Source organism: Brachybacterium huguangmaarense, from assembly GCF_025725725.1.
Classification (GTDB): Bacteria; Actinomycetota; Actinomycetes; order Actinomycetales; family Dermabacteraceae; genus Brachybacterium; species Brachybacterium huguangmaarense.
This window is the reverse complement of record NZ_CP107020.1, coordinates 2,593,003-2,612,821: the sequence shown is the minus strand read 5'-3', so window position 1 is coordinate 2,612,821 and position 19,819 is coordinate 2,593,003. Positions and strand designations below refer to the sequence as shown.

Genomic DNA, 19,819 nt, shown 5'->3' with positions numbered 1-19,819 from the left:
TCACCTGCGATGTCGTGCGGCGGGTGACGCAGGGGACGTCACCCGGTCCTGCGCATCGACGTGTCAGCTCCGCCCACGGTAGCCCAGGCGTCCGAGAAGGCGCTGGGTGCGGTGCTGGAGGCCCCACACGGTGACCTTGACGAGCGCCTCGGTGACGATCGACGAGCTCATCTTCGAGACGCCCTCGACGCGTTCGTCGAAGTCGATCGGGACCTCGACGATGCGGGCGCCGTGGGCGACGCTGCGCCGGGTCATGTCCACCTGGAAGCAGTAGCCGTGGCTCGCGATGTCCTCCCCGACGAGCGACCGGAGGAGGTCGGCGCGGAAGGCGCGGAAGCCCGCGGTCGCGTCGTGCACGGGCAGCCCCATCGCCAGACGGGTGTAGACGTTGGCGCCGCGCGAGAGCAGCAGGCGTCGCAGCGGCCACCGGTGGACCCGGCCGCCGCGGACCCAGCGGGAGCCGATCGCGAGGTCGGCGCCGGCGGCGACGGCCTCGAGCAGGGCGGGCAGCTGCTCGGGACGATGGGAGGCGTCGGCGTCCATCTCGACGAGCACCTCGTAGCCGCGCTCGAGGCCCCAGCGGAACCCGGCGAGGTAGGCGGGGCCGAGGCCCTCCTTGCCCCGGCGGTGGAGCACGTGCACGGCCGGGTCCTCGGCGGCGCGCTCGTCGGCCCAGCGCCCGGTGCCGTCCGGCGAGGCGTCGTCGGCCACGAGCACGTCAGCGCGGGGCACGGCGGCGCGCAACCGGGCGAGGGTGCCCGGCAGGGCCTCGCGCTCGTCGTAGGTCGGGATCACGACCAGGATGCGGGGGGCGTCGGTCATCGAGTCCTCCGGGACGGGACGGGTCGCGCGGCGAGCACGCGCGCGCGACGGGGAAGGGACAGCAGCAGACCGGCCGCGCCGAGCGCGCCGAGGGCGATCGCGATCCAGGGGCCCGCGGCCATGGCCGGGGTGATGCCGGCGTAGAGGGGGACGTCGGCCGTCACCGTGCCGGGCACCCAGTGCCCGGTGCGCGCGAGGTCGCGGCCGTCCGGGGTGATGATCGCCGACTCCCCCACCGTGGCGACCTGGACCACGCTGCGCCCGCTCACGACGGCGAACACGCGCGCCTCGGCGAGCTGCTGGGCGGCCTCGTCGGAGTCGCCGAACAGGGCGGTGTTGGTCTGCACGACGATCACGTCGGCACCCGCGTCGACGGTGTCCTGGACGAGGTTCTCGTACGCGATCTCGAAGCAGATGAGCACGCCCACCCGACGCCCGTCGACGTCCATGACGCCCACCCGGTCGCCCGGCAGCATGTCCCGCGAGACCAGGTCGACCTTGTCGCTCAGGTGGCGGATGAGCCCGCGCGCGGGAATGTACTCGCCGAAGGGCACCGGATGGCGCTTGGCGTAGCTCTGGGCGACGGTGCCCTCGGCGGTCCACAGCAGCGACATGTTGTAGCGCGTCTCGTCGGGGCCGGGGGTCTGGGTGCCGACGAGCAGGGGCGCCTGCACGTCGGCGGCCGCGGCGGTCACCGCGGCCGCCCCCGCCGGGTCGTGCTCGAGGTCCCAGCCGGCCGAGCCCTCCGGCCAGACCACCAGGTCCAGGGGCTCGGCGTCGGCCCGGGCGTCCGCGGCGGCCTGCGAGGTCAGCTCGAGGGAGTGCGGGAAGATCTCGTCGGGCATGGTCAGGTCCTGGGCCGCGATCCGGGGCGTGTTGCCCTGGATCCCCGCGATCCGCATCGTGGAGTCGCCCTCGACGCGCGGGTTGGGCGGCGACGGCACCACGAGGCACGCGAGCACCACGAACGCCGCGGTCCCGACCGGCCAGAGGCCGCGCAGGGCCCGACGGCCCGGGCGGCGCCCGAGCAGCGCGAGCGCTCCGGCCAGCAGCAGCTGGGCCACGAGCGCCACCACGGCGGCGAGCCCCGCGGTGCCGATCCAGGGGCCCAGGTTCAGCAGCGGCGAGTGCTGGAGCGCGAAGGCCGACGCCCCCCAGGGCAGACCTCCCCACGGCACGTGCGAGCGCAGGGCCTCGACGCCCGCCCACAGGCACGCGACGACGAGCGAGCCCGAGAGCCCGACCCCGCGCCGGATCAGGACCGCGCGCGCGAGCAGGGCGTAGAGCGCGAAGAAGAGGCCCTCGACGACGGCCAGGGCCGCCCAGGGCGCGAGGCCCGCGTAGATGTTGGCCCACTGGCTCAGCGGCAGGAAGAAGGCGAAGCCCCAGATCAGGCCCAGCAGACCCGCGAGCGCGGCGCGACGCACGAGGATCGCGGCGTCGAGCGCGGCCAGGGCGATCGGCAGCAGGAACCAGAGGTCGTACGGGGGGAACGCGAGCCAGGCGGCGAGGCCGCCCGCGACCGCGAGCACGAGGGCGACCGGCCAGGGCGTGGCGCGGATCGTGCCGCGGTTCCCGCGCGCGCCGTCGGCGGCGCCCTGCACGTCCGCGTCGGCGTCGCGGCCGCGGCGCCGACGCCGGTGCGCGGTCGTCGTCACGAGGCCTCCGCGGCGCGGTCGAACACGATGCGGCCGTCGACCACCGTGCGCAGGGCGCGCGGCGCGCCCTCGGTCAGGTCGGCCAGCATGGGTGTGCGCGAGCGGGGGTCGGTCGACCAGGTCTGGATGCGCTCGTCCTGGCCGCGCACGGTCAGGTCCCACGGCTCCCACACGACGAAGGTCGCCGGGGCGCCGGGCACGAGCGACCCGGGGTGAGGGATGCCCGCGAGGCGTCGCCCGCCGCGGGTGGCCGCGAGGAAGGCGGCACGATCGCTGATGCGCTGGGTCTCGGGCCCCTCGTGGGCGGCCGCCCGCACCCAGGACCACGGCTCGGCGTGCTCGGGACCGCCCGAGCCGAAGGCGAGCGGGGTGCCCTCGGAGAGCAGCCCGAGATAGGGCGTGCCTGGTGCGGCGGCGGGGGCGACCGCGAGCACCCCGTCGCGCATGCCCGCCGCTCCCGGCACGGCCGCGGTCACGCCACGCGCGTACGCCGCCTCGAGCCAGTCCTCGGCGGGGGCGGAGCCGTCGACCGTCGGCAGCACGTCGACGAACGACGGCGTCACGAGCGACAGCTCCCACGCGTGGCGCTCGGCGTCGCCGAACAGGGTCAGGGCGCTGTCCTCGGGACCGATCCAGGCGATCGTGTCGCCGTCGACCAGGAGGGCGGTGGCCTCCGGGTCCTGGGCCGAGTAGAGGATGATGCCGGTGTACAGCTGAGTGGTCACAGGTCGATCTCCTGGGAGACGAAGCCGCGGCGGACGCGGTCGATGGCGGTGCGGGCGACGGGCCCGATGGCGGGAAGGGGGACGAGCTGGTCCAGCAGGTCGATGACCTGCCGGCACTGGCGCACGAAGTCGCCGGCGGGCAGGCCGGTGGCGCCGACGGCGGCCGCGTAGTGCTCCCCGAGGGCCCAGCGGTGCATGATCGCGGCGATGCCCGCGTCGGGCGCGGCCGTGGCCTCGAGGCCGTGGCGGCGCTCCGCGGCGGCGAGCTGCTCGCCCAGCCGCTGGGTCTGCTCGAGCGCATGGACGAAGGCGGGGTCCGCGGGCAGCTCGGCGCCGTCGACGCCGTCGCGTCGCGCCTCGTAGCAGACGGTCGAGACCATCGCCGCGAGGGCGGGCGCGTCGAGGGTCGACCAGGCGCCCGCCTCGAGGCACTGGGCCACGAGGAGGTCGCGCTCGGAGAACAGGCGGCGCAGGCGGCGCCCGCTCTCGGTGGGGTGGAGGTCCTCGTCGTCGCCCGTGAGATAGCCGAGCTCGGTCAGGAGCGCGCACACGTGGTCGAACTGGCGCGCGAGGCTCGAGGTGCGCCCCTCGACGCGTCGCATGACGGACGCGCGGTCCTTCTCGACGGAGCGGATGCGCGAGATCCAGCGGAGGTGGGCGTCGAGGTCGGGGCAGTCGTGGCACGGGTGCTCGCGCAGACGCTCCCGCAGCGCGCGCAGCTCCTCGTCGCGGGCCGCCGTCGACGGGGCGCGACCGGGACGGCGCACCGACTCGCGCGGGTCGTCGTGGCGCCCGGCGAGGCGCTCGCGCAGCGCGGCCGCCGTGTCCTTGCGGATCTTGGGCTTGCGCAGCCGGTCGGGCGCGGGGATGCGCAGGGTGTCGATCACGGCAGGGGGGCTCGGCACGTCGGCGGAGCGGAGCGTGCGCAGACGGCCCTCGGTGGTCAGCACGAGAGCCTCGGGGCCGCCCAGGGTGTCGCGATCCACCGAGACCACGACCGCGAAGCCCTGGCGCCTCCCGCCTGGCAGGGCGACGACCTCGCCGCGCCGCAGCGAGCGCAGGGCCGAGCGGGTGCGCTCGCGGTCCCCCGCGGCGCGCTCCCGGGCCAGCGTCCTCTCGCGCTCGGTGATCGCGGCCTGGATCTCGGCGTACTCGTGGATGTCGCCGCGATCGCAGCGCAGAGCGCCCGCGTAGGCCTCGATCGTGTCGTCGAGCTCGCGGGCACGGCGGGCGAGGCCGACCACGGCGCGATCGGCCTGGAACTGCGCGAAGGACATCTCGAGGCTCTCGCGCGCGGTGCGCGCATCGTAGCGGTCCAGGAGGTTGACCGCCATGTTGTAGGTGGGGCGGAACGCCGAGCGCAGCGGGTAGGTGCGGCGCGAGGCGAGCGACGCGACCGCGTCGGCGTCGAAGCCGGGACCCGCGACCACGATCGCATGGCCCTCGACGTCGATGCCGCGACGCCCGGCGCGGCCCGTGAGCTGCGTGTACTCCCCCGGCGTGAGGTCGGCGTGCTCGACGCCGTTGAACTTCGACAGCTTCTCGAGCACGACGGACCGGGCGGGCATGTTGATCCCGAGGGCGAGGGTCTCGGTCGCGAACACCGCCTTGACGAGGCCGGCCGCGAACAGCTCCTCGACGACCGTCTTGAGCATCGGCAGCATGCCCGCGTGGTGGGCGGCGTAGCCGTTCTCCGCGGCGCGGCGGAAGGCGGGGATCTGCAGCACGTCCTCGTCCTCGTACGGGATCTGGGCGAGCCGCTCGTCGAGCACGGCACGGATCGTGCGCTGCTCCTCGGGGCTCGTCAGGCGCAGACGGGCCATCGTGCACTGGCGCACGGCGGCGTCGCAGCCGGCGCGCGAGAAGATGAAGAAGATCGCGGGCAGGAGGCCCTCGTCGTCGAGCAGGGAGACGAGATCGGGGCGCCGCGGCGCCCGCTGGAGCGCTCCTCCCCCGCCGTGCGGGCGACCGCCCCGTGGCGCCTCCTGACGCTGGGGATGCCCGCGACGGCGGTGACGCCCCTGGGTGCCGCGCCGCCCGGACCGGCCGGGGCCGGCGGCCGAGCGGCCGGATCCGCCGTGGCCGCCGATCTCGGCGCGCACGGAGGGCAGGTGCTCGAGCGCCGGGTTCACGACCCGCTCGGTGCGCGCGCCGGGACCGTGGGACACGACGGGACGCCCGGTGCGGTCGACGAACAGGTCCACGAGCTCGCCGTCGACGACGACGTGCTGCCACAGCGGCACCGGCCGCGTCTCCGAGACGATCACCGCGGTCGTGCCGCGGACCTCGTGGAGCCAGGCGCCGAACTCCTCGGCGTTGGATACCGTCGCCGAGAGCGACACCAGCTGGACGGTGTCCGGCAGCTGGATGATGACCTCCTCCCACACGGGCCCGCGCAGCCGGTCGGCGAGGTAGTGCACCTCGTCCATCACCACGAAGCCGAGGTTGTCGAGGGTCGAGGACTGCGCGTACAGCATGTTGCGCAGGACCTCGGTGGTCATCACGACCACGTCCGCCTCGGGGCGCAGCGAGAGATCGCCCGTGAGCAGCCCCACCCGGTCGGCCCCGAGCCAGGCGGACAGCTCGGCGTGCTTCTGGTTGGACAGGGCCTTGATGGGCGCCGTGTAGAAGACCTTGCGCCCTGCCGCGAGGGCCAGGTGGACCGCAAACTCCCCCACGACCGTCTTGCCGGCACCGGTGGGCGCCGCGACGAGCACCGAGCGGCCGTCCTGGAGGGCGCTGCACGCGTCCACCTGGAAGGGGTCGAGGTCGAAGCCGAAGCGGGCCCGGAACCGGGCGAGCTCGGTGTGCTCGAGACGCTGCTGCGCGCTCCAGCTCGCGTACTGCTCGGACGGCGAGCTCACGGGCAGGCCGATCCGGCGGGCGCCCGGAGCTCGGTCAGGATGCGCACCGCCCCGGGCAGCACGCGGGCCGTGACGGGCAGCAGCGCGCGGGGGTCGCCGTCGGCGTACGTGCGCAGGGACCTGCCGTCGCGCAGCCCCACCGTGATCTCGCGGACGCGCCGGACGTCGAAGCCGGCGATGTCGGTGTGCGTGCCGCGGTAGACGCGGGGGAAGAACCGCACGAGGTCGGCGCGGCCGAGGCCGGCCAGGGTGACCAGGCGCAGGGCGCCGTCGTCGACGCGCGCATCGGGCACGAGCCGCATGCCGCCGCCGAACACGCCCGTGTTGCACAGCGTGAGCAGCGACGCGTCGACCTCCTCGCGCTCTCCCCCGTCCACCTCGATCCAGTACGGGATCGGCGAGAAGCGGCGCAGCTCCTGCACGACGCTCACGGTGTAGCGGGCGGAGCCCGGGCGGCGGGCGCGGTTGGCGCGCGCGTTGACGAGCGCGTCGAAGCCGAGCGAGAGGTTGCCGACGGCGAGCGAGCGGCTGGGCGGGCCGTCCTCGAGGGCGGAGGAGATCTCGATCGCGTCGATCGCGACGACGGGGCGGGACATGGCCTGCAGGATGCGGCGGACGGACTCCTCGGGCGCGCCGACCGGCAGGTCGAGGGCACGGGCGAAGTCGTTGCCCGAGCCGGCGGGGACCACGCCGAGGCGCACCGGGGTGCCGGCGACGACGTCCGCGCCGAGCGAGATCGTGCCGTCCCCGCCCACCACGACGAGCGCGGTGAGGGTGTCACGGAGCACGACGGCGCGGGCGTGCGCGATGTGGGCGGTAGGTCCGCTCACGTCGACCACCGAGATCCCGGCGAGGCGGAGCAGATGGGCGACGTGACGGCCCACCCGATGTGCGGTGCCGGATGCGGCGGTGGGGTTCGTGAGGAGCCCGACGCGCAGTCGACTCACCGGCCATCCACCTCGTCGAGGGAGCTCGGGGCCTCGATCGGCTCGACCTCGTCGTCGATGACGGAGGCCCGGTCATCGGGGATGTCGTCGAGCGCCTTGGCGCGGCGGCGGTCGTGCACGATCGAGATCGCGACCGCGGCGAAGTACAGGGCGACCATCGGGAGGGCCATGAAGATCATGGTGAAGGGGTCCGGCGTCGGCACCATGATCGCGGTGAAGGCGAAGCACACCAGGGTGACCCAGCGCCAGGCCTTGAGCATCGAGCGGCCGGGCAGGATCCCCAGGAAGTTCAGCAGCACGAGCACGACGGGCAGGGTGAAGGCGATGCCGAAGGCGAGGACCGTCCGCACGAGCAGCGTCAGGTAGTCGCTGTAGTCGATGATCTGCTGGACGCCCTCGATCTTGGGCGTGAACTCCATGAGGATCGGCACGGCCTTGTTCATCATGAAGTAGCCGGCGGTGCAGCCGATGAAGAACAGCGGCACGGCCGAGCCGAAGAAGCCGAGGGTGTAGCGTCGCTCGTTCTTGTGCAGGCCGGGCGTGACGAAGCGCCAGACCTGGAAGATGATCATCGGCGAGGACAGGATGAGGCCGATGTACGCGGACATGGCGAGCTGGGCGCTCAGGCCCTTGCCGACGCCGTTGAAGTTGATGCTCGCCTTGAGCCCGAGCCTGCGGGCCTCGACGAAGGGGTGCTGCAGATACTCGAACACCCACGGGTAGATGAACCAGCCGACGACGCTGAGCGCGACGATCGTCAGTGCGCACCAGACGAGCCGGTTCCTCAGCTCGGTGAGGTGTTCACCGAGCGACATCCGCCCCTCGGGGTCCTTGGGGCGGCGCCTCTTCTTCTCACGCGCCACGGGCGTCCACTTCTTCCGTACGTCGAGGGTCCGGGCGCCTCGCACCCGGACCCGTCACAGCTGAGGATCGAGCCGTCGGCTCAGTCGCGGCGGTAGGGGTCCTCGTCGCGCGCGTGCACCCGCTCGCGCTCGGCCTCGGAGCGGGCGTCGTACTCGCGGTCGCGGCGGTCGGCGTCGCGGTCACGGCTCGTGGTGGACGGACGACGGTCGACGACGTCGTCCTCGTCCTCCGGCTTCTCGTCGCCGCGGAGCTCCTCGACCTCGCTCTTGAAGATGCGCATCGACTTGCCGACGTTGCGGGCCAGGCTCGGCAGCTTGCCGGCGCCGAACAGCAGCAGCACGAGCAGCACCAGGACGATGATGTGCCAGGGCTTGAGAGCACCCATGGTTGAAGTTCCTTTCGTCGGTGGCCGCAGACGGGCGGCTCCAGCATGGTTCCACATGCGCCTGGGGATTCACCGATGGCACCCCGCGCGGAACGGCCTCAGCCTACCGGCTCCGCGGCCCTGTGGCGGCACTCGGCCTCGCGCGCCACGGTCACGATCTGATCTCTGAGGTCGCGTGGCGCGAGCAACTCGGCGGCACCCGCCGCCTCCATCACGGCGTCGAGCAGCGCCGAGCGCACGGGATCCCCGAGACGGGCCAGCACGCCGCCCGGCTCGGGGTCGGCGAGGTCCCGCACCTCGGCGGCGTCGAAGGCCTCCGCGATCCAGGCCGCGGAGGGCTCGAGACGCAGCCAGGCCTCGGCCGGGCGGGGGCTCGGCTCGGCCCGGCCGGGCACGTCGCGGTCGGGGTCCGCGGGTGCTGCGGCGCTGTCGACGGCCTCATCTGCGCCCACAACCTCGACGATCCGGTCGAGGCGGAACGTGCGCTCTCCCGCGGCCGTCTCGTCCTCGGCCCTCACGTAGGCGCGGCCCGTGGTGGTCTCGAGGCGGACGGGTCGGATCCGCCGCACCGACGTGCCCAGACGGTCGGGGGGCGAGTAGCGGATGACGATCCGGTCCTCGCCGGCCAGGGCGCGCTGGACGTCGGCGACGATGCGCTCGCCGCGGCTCAGGTCCACTGGGCCGTCCGCCGCCTCCTCGGCGGCGGTCACGGGAAGGTCGAGGTCCGGCTCGGCGGCGTCGTCGCGCACGAGGGCCGCGAGCTTGCGACGTGCGCTCGCGACCACGCTCGCCTCGTCGCCCGAGGCGGGGCTCAGGGCGGCCAGCCCCGCGAGCAGCGCCGTCACCTCGGCCGCCGTCAGGCGCAGCGGGCCGTCGAGGGCGTCGGCGTTGTGCACGCGCACCCAGCCGTCCTCCCACTCGACGTCGATGAGGTCCTCCCAGCCGGCGCCAAGGTCCCCGCACACGAAGAGGATCTGCAGGTCGGCCACGAGGCGCTCCTCGTCGATGCCGAACTCCGCGGCCATCGCCGCGAGCGAGGCCTCGCCCCGCGACAGCACGTACGCCGCCTCGGAGATCAGTCGCGAGAGATGGTCGGTGCTCGAGGGGCGCGCCTGGATGGCCGCGCGGGGCCGCGCCGTGGAGGCGGCGACGAGCTCGGCCGGGTCCCCGGGGGCGGGCGCGTGCAGCTCGGCGATGTGTCCGAAGGTCGCGCGGAGCTCCTCGCGCCACGCCGCGGGGCGCTCGAGGGTCACCCAGCGGGCGGCGCCGAGCACCTGGCGCCGGGCGACGGTGCGGGTGGCGTCCGGGAGCGCGACGCGGCGCGTCTCGACGTCGGCCCCCGCGGCGTCACGCAGGGCGAGGGCCTTGAAGGGCACGATGTCGAGGACCGCCTCGGCGCGTTCGTCGTCGGCGGCGCCGCTCCCCGAGATCGCGTCGGCGAGCGTCACGTCGCGCGGCACGGGGCGGGTGCGCCGGCCCCCGACCCGAGGGAAGGACTCGATGCGCGAGGCCCGGAAGAGCCGGCGGGCGTCCCGGTCGAGGTCGTGGCCGAGCACGTACCAGCGGCCGTCCACGACGCCCACGATCCACGGCTCGACGCGGCGCTCGGTGGCCTGCCCCGAGGCGGCGCGGTAGCGGAAGGACACGGTGCGGGCCGTGGTGACGGCCTCGAGCAGCGGGGCGAGCACCGGCAGGGACTCGACGGCCCCCTGGGGCGTGCGTCGCACGAGGTCGGGGTCGGTGTCCTGGCCCAGGCTCAGCAGCTTCGCGCGCACGCGGCGGGCCGCTCCCCCGGCGGTCGTCTCGTCCCACGCGCGCGAGGCGGCGAGCAGCACCGTGTACTCGGCGGCCGTGACGTCGAGGGCCGGCAGGTCGTCGCGGCGCGCGATGCGGTAGTGGACGACCGACTCGTCCCACGCGTCGACCTCGGTCCGCAGGTCGAGCCCGAGCTGGAGGATCTCGGCCTTGTCCCGCTCGAACATGCGCTCGGCCGCCTCCTTCGAGGTCGCGCCCGCGTACTCGGGGATGACCTCGAACAGGGTCTCCCGCGTGATCCGGCGGCGCGAGCCGATCGTCATGATCACGTTGAGCAGGCGTTCGACGCCACGGGGAGCAGGCACCCGGCCAGGGTAGCGAGCGGCGGGGACGGCCGCGGGCCGACGCGCGGGGTCGGTGGGGATGCCCCTAGGCTTGGTCCCCATGATGCGGTGGGAGCGCGGGACGGTCCGCGAGCTGGTGGACTCCTGGCCCGGCGTGGTCCGGATGCGGGTGGCCCTCGACGACGGATCGGGGCAGAGCCTGAGGGCGCTCGCCTACACCGAGCTGCTGGGCTCCCCTGCGGTCGGCGAGACGGTGCTGCTGAACACCAACGCCCTGCGGCGCGACCTGGGCACGGGCGGCGACGCCCTGGTCGTGGCCCGGCCGGACGCCCCGGGTGCGCGCAGCGACGGGATCCCGGTCGGCGCCGCCCACATGATGAAGGCGCGCTACACGCCCGGGCAGGTGATGGTCGACGCGATCGACGACCCCGCCTCGCAGCACTACGCGACGATGTGCGCGGCCGACGACCTCGCGGGCATGTCGGTGGTGGCCGCGGACCTGCACTCCTCGCTGCCCGCGATCGTGGCGGGCATCCGCGCCACGAGGCCCGCGGCGCGCGTGGCCTACGTGCTGACCGACGGGGCCGCGCTCCCGGCCTGGTACTCGCGGACCGTCGCCGCGCTGCGCGAGGCCGGTCTCCTCGCCGCATGCGTGAGCGCGGGGCAGGCCTTCGGCGGCGACCTCGAGGCCGTCAGCGTCCCCTCGGCCCTGCTCGGGGCCCGCCACGTGGTCGGCGCCGACGTCGCGATCGCGATCCAGGGCCCCGGCAACCTCGGCACCGGCACCGGCTGGGGCTTCTCGGGGCTCCAGGCCGCCGACGTGCTCAACGCCGCCGGCGCGCTCGGCGGTCGCCCGATCGGGGCCCTGCGCGTCTCGGACGCCGATCCCCGCGACCGGCACCTCGGGCTCTCCCACCACAGCGCGACCACCTACGGGCGTCTCGTGCACGTGCCCACGACCTTCGGCGTCTGGCCCGCCGCTCTCCACACCGTCTTCCATCCGATCGTGCGAGAACAGCTGGAAGAGACTGTCATCGCGCCGGCGGCGGCACGCGGTCTGCGGCACGAGGTGCGCGAGGTCGACCCCGACGGGCTCTGGGAGGAGCTGGAGTCGTTCCCCGTGACGCTCTCCACGATGGGGCGCGGTCTCGACGAGGACCCCAACGCCTTCGTCTACGCCGCGCTCGCGGGGCGTGCCGCGGCCCAGCTCGCGCCCTGAGACGAGGTGCTCAGGGGACGAGGCGCTCAGCAGCCGGAGCTCAGGCGGCAGGCCCCGCGGCCTCGCCGCGCTCGTGGACCAGGCCGGCCAGGCGGCGGGCGCCTGCGATGCCCTGCTCCCCGTCGGCCCGCTGGAGAGCCATGGTGGCGATCGTGTCGCCGTCGGACAGGTCGAGGTGCGCCCACGGATCGCCCTGCGGGAAGCTCACCGCGACGACCTCGGCCCACTCGAGCTCGCGGGTCGTGAAGAGGTTGCGGACGACGAGGCGGTCGGGCCGCGCCGTCACCCGCACGGTCGCCTCGCGGTAGCAGAAGTACCAGATGGCGATGCCGAGCGCGGCGAAGCCGACGCTGTCGGCGAGGGTGAACGCCTCGAACAGCACGACCGCGGCGATCAGCATCGCGACCAGCACGAAGGTCCCGACGCCGAGGCCCACGAGCCGTGCCAGGCGGGGCCGGAACACGATCGTCTCGGGCTCGTCGGCGGGTGCGGGCGTAGCGGGTGGGGCCATGTCAGATCCGGCAGGCCTGGATCGGGGTCACGAGGATCGCCCGGGCGCCGAGCTCGTACAGGTCGTCCATCACCTGGTTGGTCAGGCGGCGCTCGACCATCGAGCGCACGGCCGACCAGTCGCGGCCGTGCAGCGGCGAGACGGTGGGCGACTCGAACCCGGGGGTGACCTCGACGGCGCGCTCGACGAGGGCGGTCGGGATGTCGTAGTCGATGAGCACGTACTGGCGGGCCACGAGCACGCCGCGCAGACGGCGCACGAGGACCTCGAGGGAACGGCGGCCCGCGGCGTCGAGCTCGAGCCCGGGCCGGGAGAACAGCACGGCCTGGCTCGTCATGATGGGCTCGCCGAAGGTCGCGAGCCCGGCCTGGCGCAGGGTCGTGCCGGTCTCGACGACGTCGGCGATGACGTCGGCGACGCCCAGGCGGATCGAGCTCTCGACGGCGCCGTCGAGGTGCACGACGGTCGCGGTGATGCCGAGCGCGTCGAGATGGTCGGCCACGAGGTTCTCGTAGCTGGTGGCGATGCGGGCCCCGTCGAGCGAGCCGACGTCACGCAGGTCGTCGGCGTCGGCGGCGAAGCGGAAGGTCGAGCGCGCGAAGCCGAGCTCCATGAGCACGTCGGCCGCGGTGCGCGAGTCGGCGAGCATGTCCTGGCCGGTCACGCCCACGTCGACCGTGCCGGAGCCGACGTACACCGCGATGTCGCGGGGGCGCAGGAAGAACAGCTCGACGTCGTTCTCCTCGTCGACCAGCACGAGCTCCTTGAGCGAGGTGCGGCGGCGGTAGCCCGCCTCGTGCAGCAGGTCGGCGGTGGGCTCGGACAGGGCGCCCTTGTTCGGGACGGCGATGCGCAGCACAGATCCTCCTGGGGCCGCGGGGCGCGGCCGGGTCGGTCGGAAGAGGGGGAGAGACGAGAGATGAGGGGATGGGGCGGGGCGCCCATGGCACGGGGCGGTGGGGCCCTCAGAGCTTGCGGTAGACGTCCTCGAGCGAGATGTCCTTGGCGATCATCATCACCTGCACGTGGTAGAGCAGCTGGGAGATCTCGAGGGCGGCGTCGTCATGCGTCTCGTACTCGCAGGCCATCCACACCTCGGCGGCCTCCTCGACGATCTTCTTGCCGATGCCGTGCACGCCCGTGTCGAGCTCCCGGACGGTGCCGGAGCCCTCGGGCCGGGTGCGGGCGGTCTCCTGCAGCTGGGCGAACAGCGCCTCGAAATCCTTCACGCCCTCAGGGTATCGGCTCCGGCGGCGGGACCGGGCGCACGTCTCGCCCGCCCCGCCGCCGGAGCCCGCCGCCGGGCCTCAGCGCGGGAGCTGCTCGCGGCTCACGCGCGGATCGGGCATGGCCGTCTCGACCGAGACCCGCTCGCGGCGGTTGACCCGCCACCAGACGAAGAACCCGGTGAGCGTGAAGCAGCCGTAGAACACGTACATGAGCGCGCTCGCGTAGTAGCCGGCGGACACGAGCAGCGGCACGCCGACGATGTCGACGGCCACCCAGATCAGCCAGAACTCCGTCCACCCCTTGGCCATGCCGTAGGTGGCCAGGAGCGAGCCCATGAAGATCCAGGCGTCGGCCCACACCGGCGGGTAGGAGCCGAGCGCCCCGAACAGCGGGGTCAGCAGCGCGGTGCCGGCGACGAGCACGACCACGAGGAGCGCGCGCGTGCCCCACGAGGCCCAGCGCGGCTCGACCGCGCTGCCGCCGCCCTGGCTGGCACGGCGCCAGCGGTACCAGCCGTACACGCTCGTGATGATGAACATCACCTGGCGTCCGGCCTGCCCGAGCAGGTTCACCGGGTTGGGGGTGCCGAACACGGCGCCGAGGAACACGGTGAGCAGGAGGAGGTTGCCGATGATGCCGAGCGGCCAGGCCCAGACCTTGCGCCGCATGCCTCCGAGCGCGCTGAGCAGCCCGAAGAGGTTTCCGAGGACCTCGCGCCAGAGGATGAACTGGCCGTGTCCGAACTCGATCTTGGCGTCGAAGAGCCACTGCAGGATTCCCATGATGTCCTTTCCGTCGACCGGGAGCAGTGGCTCCGGGGAGAAAAGGATCCGGCGCGCCGTCGGGCCGGACGCGCGAGGGCGCGCCGACGACGGCGAGCAGGACGTGCGCCTCTCATCCAGGCTTTGACTGTCGGTGCCGGAGTTCCACCGGCTCCACCGCACGGGTGCGGGTCGCGGACTATCACCGCCGGCTCGGACTTTCACCGACCCCGGAGCACGTCACTGATGTGACGACGTCATCGTACGCCCGGCGGGACGAAGGTCCCCTCGGCGGTCCGGCGGCCGGACGGCGGCGCCTCAGACGTGGAGGTGGCGCGCGGCGATCTCGCGCAGGGCGCCGATCTCCGCCGCCGCGTCGTCGGCCGTGTAGATGGCCGAGCCCGCGACGAACACGTCGGCGCCGGCCTCGGCGGCCTGCTCGATCGTGGTGCGGTTGATGCCGCCGTCGACCTGCACGGACAGCTCGAGCCCGGCGGTGCCCGCCGCCTCGCGCACGCGGCGGATCTTGGGCAGCATCGACGGCAGGAAGCTCTGGCCGCCGAAGCCGGGCTCGACCGTCATGACCAGGACCATGTCGAACTCGGCGAGGATGTCCAGGAGCGGGTCGACGGGGGTCGCGGGCCGCAGGGCGACGCCGACTTTCGCGCCCGCCCGGTGCAGCTCGCGGGCCAGGCGCACGGGGGCCTGCGCCGCCTCGAGGTGGAAGGTGACCGATTCCGCGCCCGCCTCGGCGTAGGCGACGGCGTGGCGGTCGGCGTCGGCGATCATGAGATGCGCGTCGAGCGGGATGGGGCTGCGGCGCGCCATCTGCTCGACCATGCTCGGCCCGAACGTGAGGTTGGGGACGAAGTGGTTGTCCATGACGTCGATGTGCGCGCGATCGGCGTCGGCGATGCGGTCGAGCTCCTCGCCGATGCGCATGAAGTCGCTGTTGAGGACGCTGGGGTTGATGGACACGGGTGCGGTCATGGCCGGGCCTCCTGGGCGGGGTCGTCGATGGTCTCGGTCGGCGGCGTCGCGGACGCCGAGCCCTCGCCGCCGCGCCGTCGCAGCAGGGCGAGGAACATGGCGTCGGTGCCGTGCACGTGGGGCCACAGCTGCACGCTCGGGCCGGCGCCGAGGTCGAGGTCGCGCGCCTCCTCGCGCACCCCGGCGCGCACGGCCTCGCGCGCGTCGAGCTGCTCGACGTCGTCGCGGCGGCGCAGGACGTCCGCGACCACGAGCAGGGTCTCGGCGACGTGGGGCGAGCAGGTCACATAGGCGACCACGCCGCCGGGAGCGGCGGCGTCGAGGGCGCTCGTGAGCAGCTCGCGCTGGAGCACGCCGAGGTGGCCGATGTCGCCGGGCGTGCGCCGCCAGCGGGACTCCGGGCGGCGGCGCAGGGCTCCCAGCCCCGAGCACGGCACGTCGGCGAGCACGCGGGAGAAGGCGCCCGGCAGCTCGGCGCCGATCGTGCGCCCGTCGGCGGTGCGGGTCGTGATGTCGGCTCCCGCCTCGACGAGGGTCCGCACCGCGCGGTCGACGAGCTCGGTGCGGTGGGGCTGCACCTCGACCGCGAGCAAGTCGGCGTCGTGGTCGACGGTGAGCCCGCCGAGCAGGGCCGTCTTGCCGCCGGGGCCGGCGCACAGGTCCAGCCAGTGCCCGTCGTCGCCGAGCACGAGGTCGTCGGCGCCGAGCGCGAGGGCGAGCGCCATGAGCTGGGAGCCCTCGTCCTGCACGGCGGCGCGTCCCTCGCGGACGGGGTCGATGCCGCCCGGGTCGCCCGAGGGCCACGCGGCGGCGAACAGGGACAGCGAGCCCGCCGCGGCGCCGTCGTCGATGAGTTCCTCGAGATCGGTCAGCCCGGGACGCATGACGAGGGAGACCGACGGCGCGGCGTTCTGGGCGGCGAGCAGCGCGTCGATCTCCGAGCGGTCGCGGCCATGGGCCGCGAGCGCGTCCCGCAGGGCGCGCACCACCCACACCGGGTGGGAGTGCACGACGGCGAGGTGGGCGGCCTCGTCGTCCTCGCGCGGCGGGGCGACCTCGGCCAGCCACTGCTCGCGCGTGCGCTCGCCGACGCGGCGCAGGATCGCGTTGACGAAGGAGGCGGCGCCGGCGCCGACCACCTGGCGGGCCAGGGCCACCGTCTCCGAGGTCGCGGCGTGCGGCGCGACCTCCATGTCCAGCAGCTGGTAGGCGCCGAGGCGGAGCACGTCGCGCACGGTGTCCTCGACGGCGTCGAGGGGGCGGTCGATGCACGCCTGCAGGATCGCGTCGAGGCGCCCCTGGGCGCGCAGGGTGCCGTAGAACAGCTCGGTCGCGAAGGCGGCGTCGCGACCGTGCAGACGGTGACGGCGCAGGATGCGGGGCAGGGCGAGGTTGGCGTACGCGTCGTCGTCCGCGACGGCCCGCATGGCCTCGTAGGCCGCGAGGCGCGGCGCGGTCGCGGTGCGGGAGCGCTCGGAGGGCCGATGCTCGGACCAGCCGCGGCGCGGTCCCCCGCCGCCGCGCGAGCCGGAGCGCTCGCGGCCCTGGGCGTCGCGTCCTCCGCGGCGCGCGGGGCGGCCGCCGTCGTCGTGGCCGCCGCGGCGGCCACGCTGGTCCTCACGCGGGCTCATCGGGTCTCCTGCTCGGTCTCGGGGGTCGTGAAGCGGATGTCGGGCTCGAGGGCGGCGCCGCGCGCCCAGTCGGCGCCGGCGAGGGGGCGCCGCCCGGGCGAGGAGATCGTGCCGAGGGCGAGCGGCTCGGTGCCGGTGCCCACGAACAGAGCCCGCTTGGTGGGGTGCAGGGCGCCGGGGGCCAGGCGCAGGTCCTCGGGGGGCGTCTGCGCGGTCACGCCGAGGATCTTGGTGCGGTCCCCGCGCAGCAGGGTCCAGGCCCCGGGCTGCGGGCTCATGCCGCGGATGTGGGCGCTCACCTGCTCGCGGGGGCGGCTCCAGTCGATCACGGCCTCGGCGGCGGTGAGCTTGGCGGCGTGGCTCGCGCCGTCCTCGCTCTGCGGGGTGAAGCGGGCGCTCCCGTCGGCGATCGCGTCGAGGGAGCGGGCGAGCAGCCCGGCGCCGGTGACCGCGAGCCGGTCGAGCAGCTCGCCGGCGGTCTCGGTGTCCCCGATCTCCGTCTCCTCGACGGCGAGCACGTCGCCCGTGTCGAGCCCGGCGTCCAGGCGGAACGTGGTCAGGCCCGTGTGGTGCTGGCCGGCGAGCACGGCGCGCTGGGCGGGGGCGGCGCCGCGCCACCGCGGGAGCGCCGAGAAGTGCAGGTTGATCCAGCCGTGGCGCGGGATGGCGAGGGCGCCCGGTGGCACGATCGCGCCGTAGGCGACGACGGGCGCGGCGTCGGGCTCGAGCTCGCGCAGCCGCTGCTGGATCTGCTCGTCGCGCAGGGTGCGCGGGGTGAGGACCTCGATCCCGGCCTCCTCGGCGACGACCCGCACGGGGCTCGGGGTCAGGCGGCGCCCGCGGCCCGTCGGGGCGTCGGGGCGGGTGAGCACCGCGACGACGTCGTGGGGGCCCGCGAGCAGGGCGCGCAGGGAGGGGACGGAGGCGTCGGGGGTTCCGGCGAAGATCAGGCGCATGATGCGTCCATCCTAGTGACGGCGTGGGGCGGCCTCGGAGGGCCGGCGGGTCAGAACACGTCGGGCGGGTCGACGCGCACGCGCAGCTGCCCAGAGGCCTTGCGGGCGCTGCGGGCCGCGACCTGGGCGCGCAGCGCGGCGAGCAGCTCGCGGGAGCGCGCCGCCTCGATCCGGACCACCGCGCGCGAGGCGATGCGGTCGTCGTCCAGGGGGACGTCGACGGGGCCGAACACGGCGGTGCCCTCGGGCAGCGCGGCGTCGGCGAGGAAGCCGCGGCACGCCTCGCGGTCGCCCGTGATCTCGGCGACCTTGGCGAAGGGGGGAAGGTCGAGCGTGCGGCGGTCGGCGAGCACCCGGTCGAGGAACACGCGCGAGCGGTGGGCGACGAGGTCGCGGATGGCCGGGAGGGTGGAGGTGCCGACCACGAGCACCTCTCCCCCGTCGTCGGCGGTGCGGACCAGGGCGATCGCGTTGCTCCATCGGCGCACGGCCTCGACGTCCGCGTCGTAGGAGGCGCGCGCGAGCATCGCGTCGGCGTCGAGCAGGAGCGCCGCCGCGTAGCCGGCGGCGGGCGCGGGCTCGGCGCCCGGGGTCGCGACCACGATCGCGCCGTCGGGCACGTCGTCGTCGGCGACGGCGCCGTGCGCGCCCCCGGCCACCCGGAAGGGCACCTCGGGGAAGGCCCGTCGCAGCTCCTCCGCGGTGCGCGAGGAGCCGATGACGACCGCGCGCACCTGGGTGCGGTCGCATTCGGGGCAGCGATAGCCGTCCTCGCGGCGCCCGCACACGCGGCACAGCAGCGGGCCGCCGCGACCGGTGAGCGACAGCGGCGCCGAGCACGTGGGGCAGACGCAGCGGGTGCCGCAGAAGCTGCACGCGATCGCGGGCACGTAGCCGCTGCGGGGCACCTGGACCAGCACCGGGCCCCGGTCCAGGGCGGTGCGGATCAGGCGCATCGCCTCGCTCGGCAGCCGGGAGCGTCCCGAGGGGCCCTCCCGCTCGCGCAGGTAGTCGTCCATCGCCTGGATCCGGGGACGCACCGTGACGAGCGGCGCGGGGACGGGCTCGAGAGGGCGCAGATAGCCGTGCTCGGCGAGCGCCGCGGCGGTCGCCGGGAGCGAGCTCGACAGCAGCAGCAGGGCCGCCCGCTCCTCCGAGGACCGGCACTGCAGGACCGTGAGGGCGTGCGGGTACGGGGCGCGGGGTTCCTCGAGCAGGTCGTCGGCCGCGTCCCACAGGATCATGAGGGCCAGGTCGTGCACGGGGGCGAAGGCGGCCGAGCGGGTGCCGATCACGATCCGGGACGCGCCGCGCAGGATGCGCAGGAACGCACGGTAGCGGCGCTCGGGGCCGTCGGAGCTCCCGAGCACCTCGTGGTCGATGCCGCGGCCCGTCAGGACGGCGCTCAGGCGCGAGACGTCGCGCTGGTCGGGGGCGACCACGAGAGCGCCGCGGCCGGGGGCGAGAGCGCCGATCGCGTCCGCCGTGACGTCCGTCCAGGCGTCCACGGGCTCGAGCACGATGCCGGCGCGGGGCACCGGCCCCTCCGCGGACCCCGCCCGCGCGATGAGGGCGGCGAGCCCCGGGTAGCGGGCCATCGCGGACGGCGGCGCGGGGTGCTCGTCGTCGGGCGCCGCCGTCTCGGGCGTGGAGCTCTCGTCAGACGCCTCCGCCGCCTCCGTCGCCTCCGCGTCTCCTTCGGCCTCGCGGGCCGCGGCGGCCCGGTCGGCCTTCTCGGCGCGCGCGTGGCGCGGCGGCAGGGCCAGGCGCAGCACGTCGCCGACAGTGCCCGCGTAGCGCTCGGCGACGTCGGCGCACACCCGCAGCAGGGCGGGGCTGAGGACGACGTCCTCGGAGACGAGGCGTCGCAGCGGGGCGAGCGGCCGGTCGGTGGTGGGCGTCGTGCGTCGGGACAGCACGACGGCGTCCATCTCCTGCCCGGAGAAGCGCACCTTGACGCGCATGCCGGGCGCCGCGGCGGCGGTCTCGGCGGTGACCGCGTACTCGAAGGGCCGGTCGAGGTGAGGCAGCGGGCCCAGCAGGCGGACCTCGGCGACGGGATCGCTGTCGGCGAGGTCGAAGCCCGCGGTCGTGCGCAGACGGAGGGCCTGATCGGCGGGGTCGCCGAAGAGGCCCTCCTGGTCCTGCGCGGTCATG

Annotated in this window: 17 protein-coding genes and 1 riboswitch; of the genes, 1 reads left to right on the top strand and 16 read right to left on the bottom strand. The window is 74.8% G+C overall.

The features are described from left to right. Positions 1 to 63: 63 nt before the first annotated feature. The 8 genes from BRM3_RS11995 to BRM3_RS11960 form a co-directional block, all read right to left on the bottom strand. Positions 64 to 822, bottom strand: coding sequence for a polyprenol monophosphomannose synthase (locus tag BRM3_RS11995; RefSeq protein ID WP_263593535.1), 759 nt, complete (start codon positions 820 to 822; stop codon positions 64 to 66). After that, positions 819 to 2,480, bottom strand: coding sequence for an apolipoprotein N-acyltransferase (gene lnt / locus BRM3_RS11990; protein ID WP_263593534.1), 1,662 nt, complete (start codon positions 2,478 to 2,480; stop codon positions 819 to 821). Before lnt ends, BRM3_RS11995 begins: the two co-directional genes overlap by 4 nt. Next, positions 2,477 to 3,205 carry an amidohydrolase family protein gene (locus BRM3_RS11985; RefSeq protein WP_263593533.1) on the bottom strand — a complete coding sequence of 243 codons (729 nt, stop codon included), beginning with the start codon at positions 3,203 to 3,205 and terminating at the stop codon, positions 2,477 to 2,479. The genes lnt and BRM3_RS11985 overlap by 4 nt, the downstream gene beginning before the upstream one ends. Then, on the bottom strand, positions 3,202 to 6,069 hold the full coding sequence (locus BRM3_RS11980; protein WP_263593532.1) for a DEAD/DEAH box helicase: 2,868 nt from the start codon (positions 6,067 to 6,069) through the stop codon (positions 3,202 to 3,204). Before BRM3_RS11980 ends, BRM3_RS11985 begins: the two co-directional genes overlap by 4 nt. Continuing rightward, on the bottom strand, positions 6,066 to 7,016 hold the full coding sequence (locus tag BRM3_RS11975; RefSeq protein WP_263593531.1) for a diacylglycerol/lipid kinase family protein: 951 nt from the start codon (positions 7,014 to 7,016) through the stop codon (positions 6,066 to 6,068). The genes BRM3_RS11980 and BRM3_RS11975 overlap by 4 nt, the downstream gene beginning before the upstream one ends. Then, entirely contained in the window at positions 7,013 to 7,879 is an 867-nt protein-coding gene (gene tatC, locus BRM3_RS11970; RefSeq protein ID WP_263593530.1) for a twin-arginine translocase subunit TatC, read from the bottom strand. Before tatC ends, BRM3_RS11975 begins: the two co-directional genes overlap by 4 nt. An 80-nt stretch (positions 7,880 to 7,959) precedes the next feature. Continuing rightward, positions 7,960 to 8,265, bottom strand: coding sequence for a Sec-independent protein translocase subunit TatA (gene tatA / locus BRM3_RS11965; RefSeq protein ID WP_263593529.1), 306 nt, complete (start codon positions 8,263 to 8,265; stop codon positions 7,960 to 7,962). Positions 8,266 to 8,363: 98 nt separating this feature from the next. Next, positions 8,364 to 10,385, bottom strand: coding sequence for a WYL domain-containing transcriptional regulator (locus tag BRM3_RS11960; protein WP_263593528.1), 2,022 nt, complete (start codon positions 10,383 to 10,385; stop codon positions 8,364 to 8,366). Positions 10,386 to 10,464: 79 nt separating this feature from the next. Between BRM3_RS11960 and BRM3_RS11955 the strand changes: the two genes are divergently transcribed. Beyond that, the gene (locus BRM3_RS11955; protein WP_263593527.1) at positions 10,465 to 11,583 is read left to right on the top strand and encodes a DUF3866 family protein; all 1,119 of its coding nucleotides are present in this window, start codon (positions 10,465 to 10,467) and stop codon (positions 11,581 to 11,583) included. A gap of 40 nt (positions 11,584 to 11,623) precedes the next feature. On the opposite strand, the gene BRM3_RS11950 is transcribed toward BRM3_RS11955, so the two are convergent. The 8 genes from BRM3_RS11950 to BRM3_RS11915 all read right to left on the bottom strand — a co-directional run bounded on the left by BRM3_RS11950 (position 11,624) and on the right by BRM3_RS11915 (position 19,818). After that, positions 11,624 to 12,094: a PH domain-containing protein gene (locus BRM3_RS11950; protein ID WP_263593526.1), complete on the bottom strand. Its 471-nt coding sequence runs from the start codon at positions 12,092 to 12,094 to the stop codon at positions 11,624 to 11,626. Position 12,095: 1 nt separating this feature from the next. Beyond that, entirely contained in the window at positions 12,096 to 12,953 is an 858-nt protein-coding gene (gene hisG, locus BRM3_RS11945; RefSeq protein ID WP_263593525.1) for an ATP phosphoribosyltransferase, read from the bottom strand. 106 nt (positions 12,954 to 13,059) lie between these two features. Beyond that, positions 13,060 to 13,323, bottom strand: a complete 264-nt coding sequence (locus BRM3_RS11940; protein WP_263593524.1) for a phosphoribosyl-ATP diphosphatase — start codon at positions 13,321 to 13,323, stop codon at positions 13,060 to 13,062. A 78-nt stretch (positions 13,324 to 13,401) separates the two neighbouring features. Further along, positions 13,402 to 14,106, bottom strand: coding sequence for a nicotinamide riboside transporter PnuC (gene pnuC / locus BRM3_RS11935; RefSeq protein WP_263593523.1), 705 nt, complete (start codon positions 14,104 to 14,106; stop codon positions 13,402 to 13,404). A 100-nt stretch (positions 14,107 to 14,206) separates the two neighbouring features. Continuing rightward, a riboswitch (FMN riboswitch) is annotated at positions 14,207 to 14,327 on the bottom strand. Between the two features lie 76 nt (positions 14,328 to 14,403). After that, the gene (gene rpe, locus BRM3_RS11930) at positions 14,404 to 15,075 is read right to left on the bottom strand and encodes a ribulose-phosphate 3-epimerase (RefSeq protein ID WP_263593522.1); all 672 of its coding nucleotides are present in this window, start codon (positions 15,073 to 15,075) and stop codon (positions 14,404 to 14,406) included. Further along, the gene (locus BRM3_RS11925; RefSeq protein ID WP_263593521.1) at positions 15,072 to 16,706 is read right to left on the bottom strand and encodes an RsmB/NOP family class I SAM-dependent RNA methyltransferase; all 1,635 of its coding nucleotides are present in this window, start codon (positions 16,704 to 16,706) and stop codon (positions 15,072 to 15,074) included. Before BRM3_RS11925 ends, rpe begins: the two co-directional genes overlap by 4 nt. Next, positions 16,703 to 17,662, bottom strand: coding sequence for a methionyl-tRNA formyltransferase (gene fmt, locus BRM3_RS11920; RefSeq protein WP_263593520.1), 960 nt, complete (start codon positions 17,660 to 17,662; stop codon positions 16,703 to 16,705). Before fmt ends, BRM3_RS11925 begins: the two co-directional genes overlap by 4 nt. Positions 17,663 to 17,712: 50 nt before the next feature. Beyond that, positions 17,713 to 19,818 (bottom strand): primosomal protein N' family DNA-binding protein, encoded by a 2,106-nt coding sequence (locus BRM3_RS11915; RefSeq protein ID WP_263593519.1) that lies wholly within the window; start codon positions 19,816 to 19,818, stop codon positions 17,713 to 17,715. Position 19,819: the final 1 nt, after the last annotated feature.

Coding starts and splice junctions, on each gene's coding strand:
- BRM3_RS11915 (WP_263593519.1), bottom strand. CDS start 19,818: ATGACCGCGCAGGACCAGGAGGGCCTCTTCGGCGACCCCGCCGATCAG.
- tatA (WP_263593529.1), bottom strand. CDS start 8,265: ATGGGTGCTCTCAAGCCCTGGCACATCATCGTCCTGGTGCTGCTCGTG.
- rpe (WP_263593522.1), bottom strand. CDS start 15,075: ATGACCGCACCCGTGTCCATCAACCCCAGCGTCCTCAACAGCGACTTC.
- BRM3_RS11955 (WP_263593527.1), top strand. CDS start 10,465: ATGATGCGGTGGGAGCGCGGGACGGTCCGCGAGCTGGTGGACTCCTGG.
- BRM3_RS11995 (WP_263593535.1), bottom strand. CDS start 822: ATGACCGACGCCCCCCGCATCCTGGTCGTGATCCCGACCTACGACGAG.
- fmt (WP_263593520.1), bottom strand. CDS start 17,662: ATGCGCCTGATCTTCGCCGGAACCCCCGACGCCTCCGTCCCCTCCCTG.
- BRM3_RS11950 (WP_263593526.1), bottom strand. CDS start 12,094: ATGGCCCCACCCGCTACGCCCGCACCCGCCGACGAGCCCGAGACGATC.
- pnuC (WP_263593523.1), bottom strand. CDS start 14,106: ATGGGAATCCTGCAGTGGCTCTTCGACGCCAAGATCGAGTTCGGACAC.
- BRM3_RS11925 (WP_263593521.1), bottom strand. CDS start 16,706: ATGAGCCCGCGTGAGGACCAGCGTGGCCGCCGCGGCGGCCACGACGAC.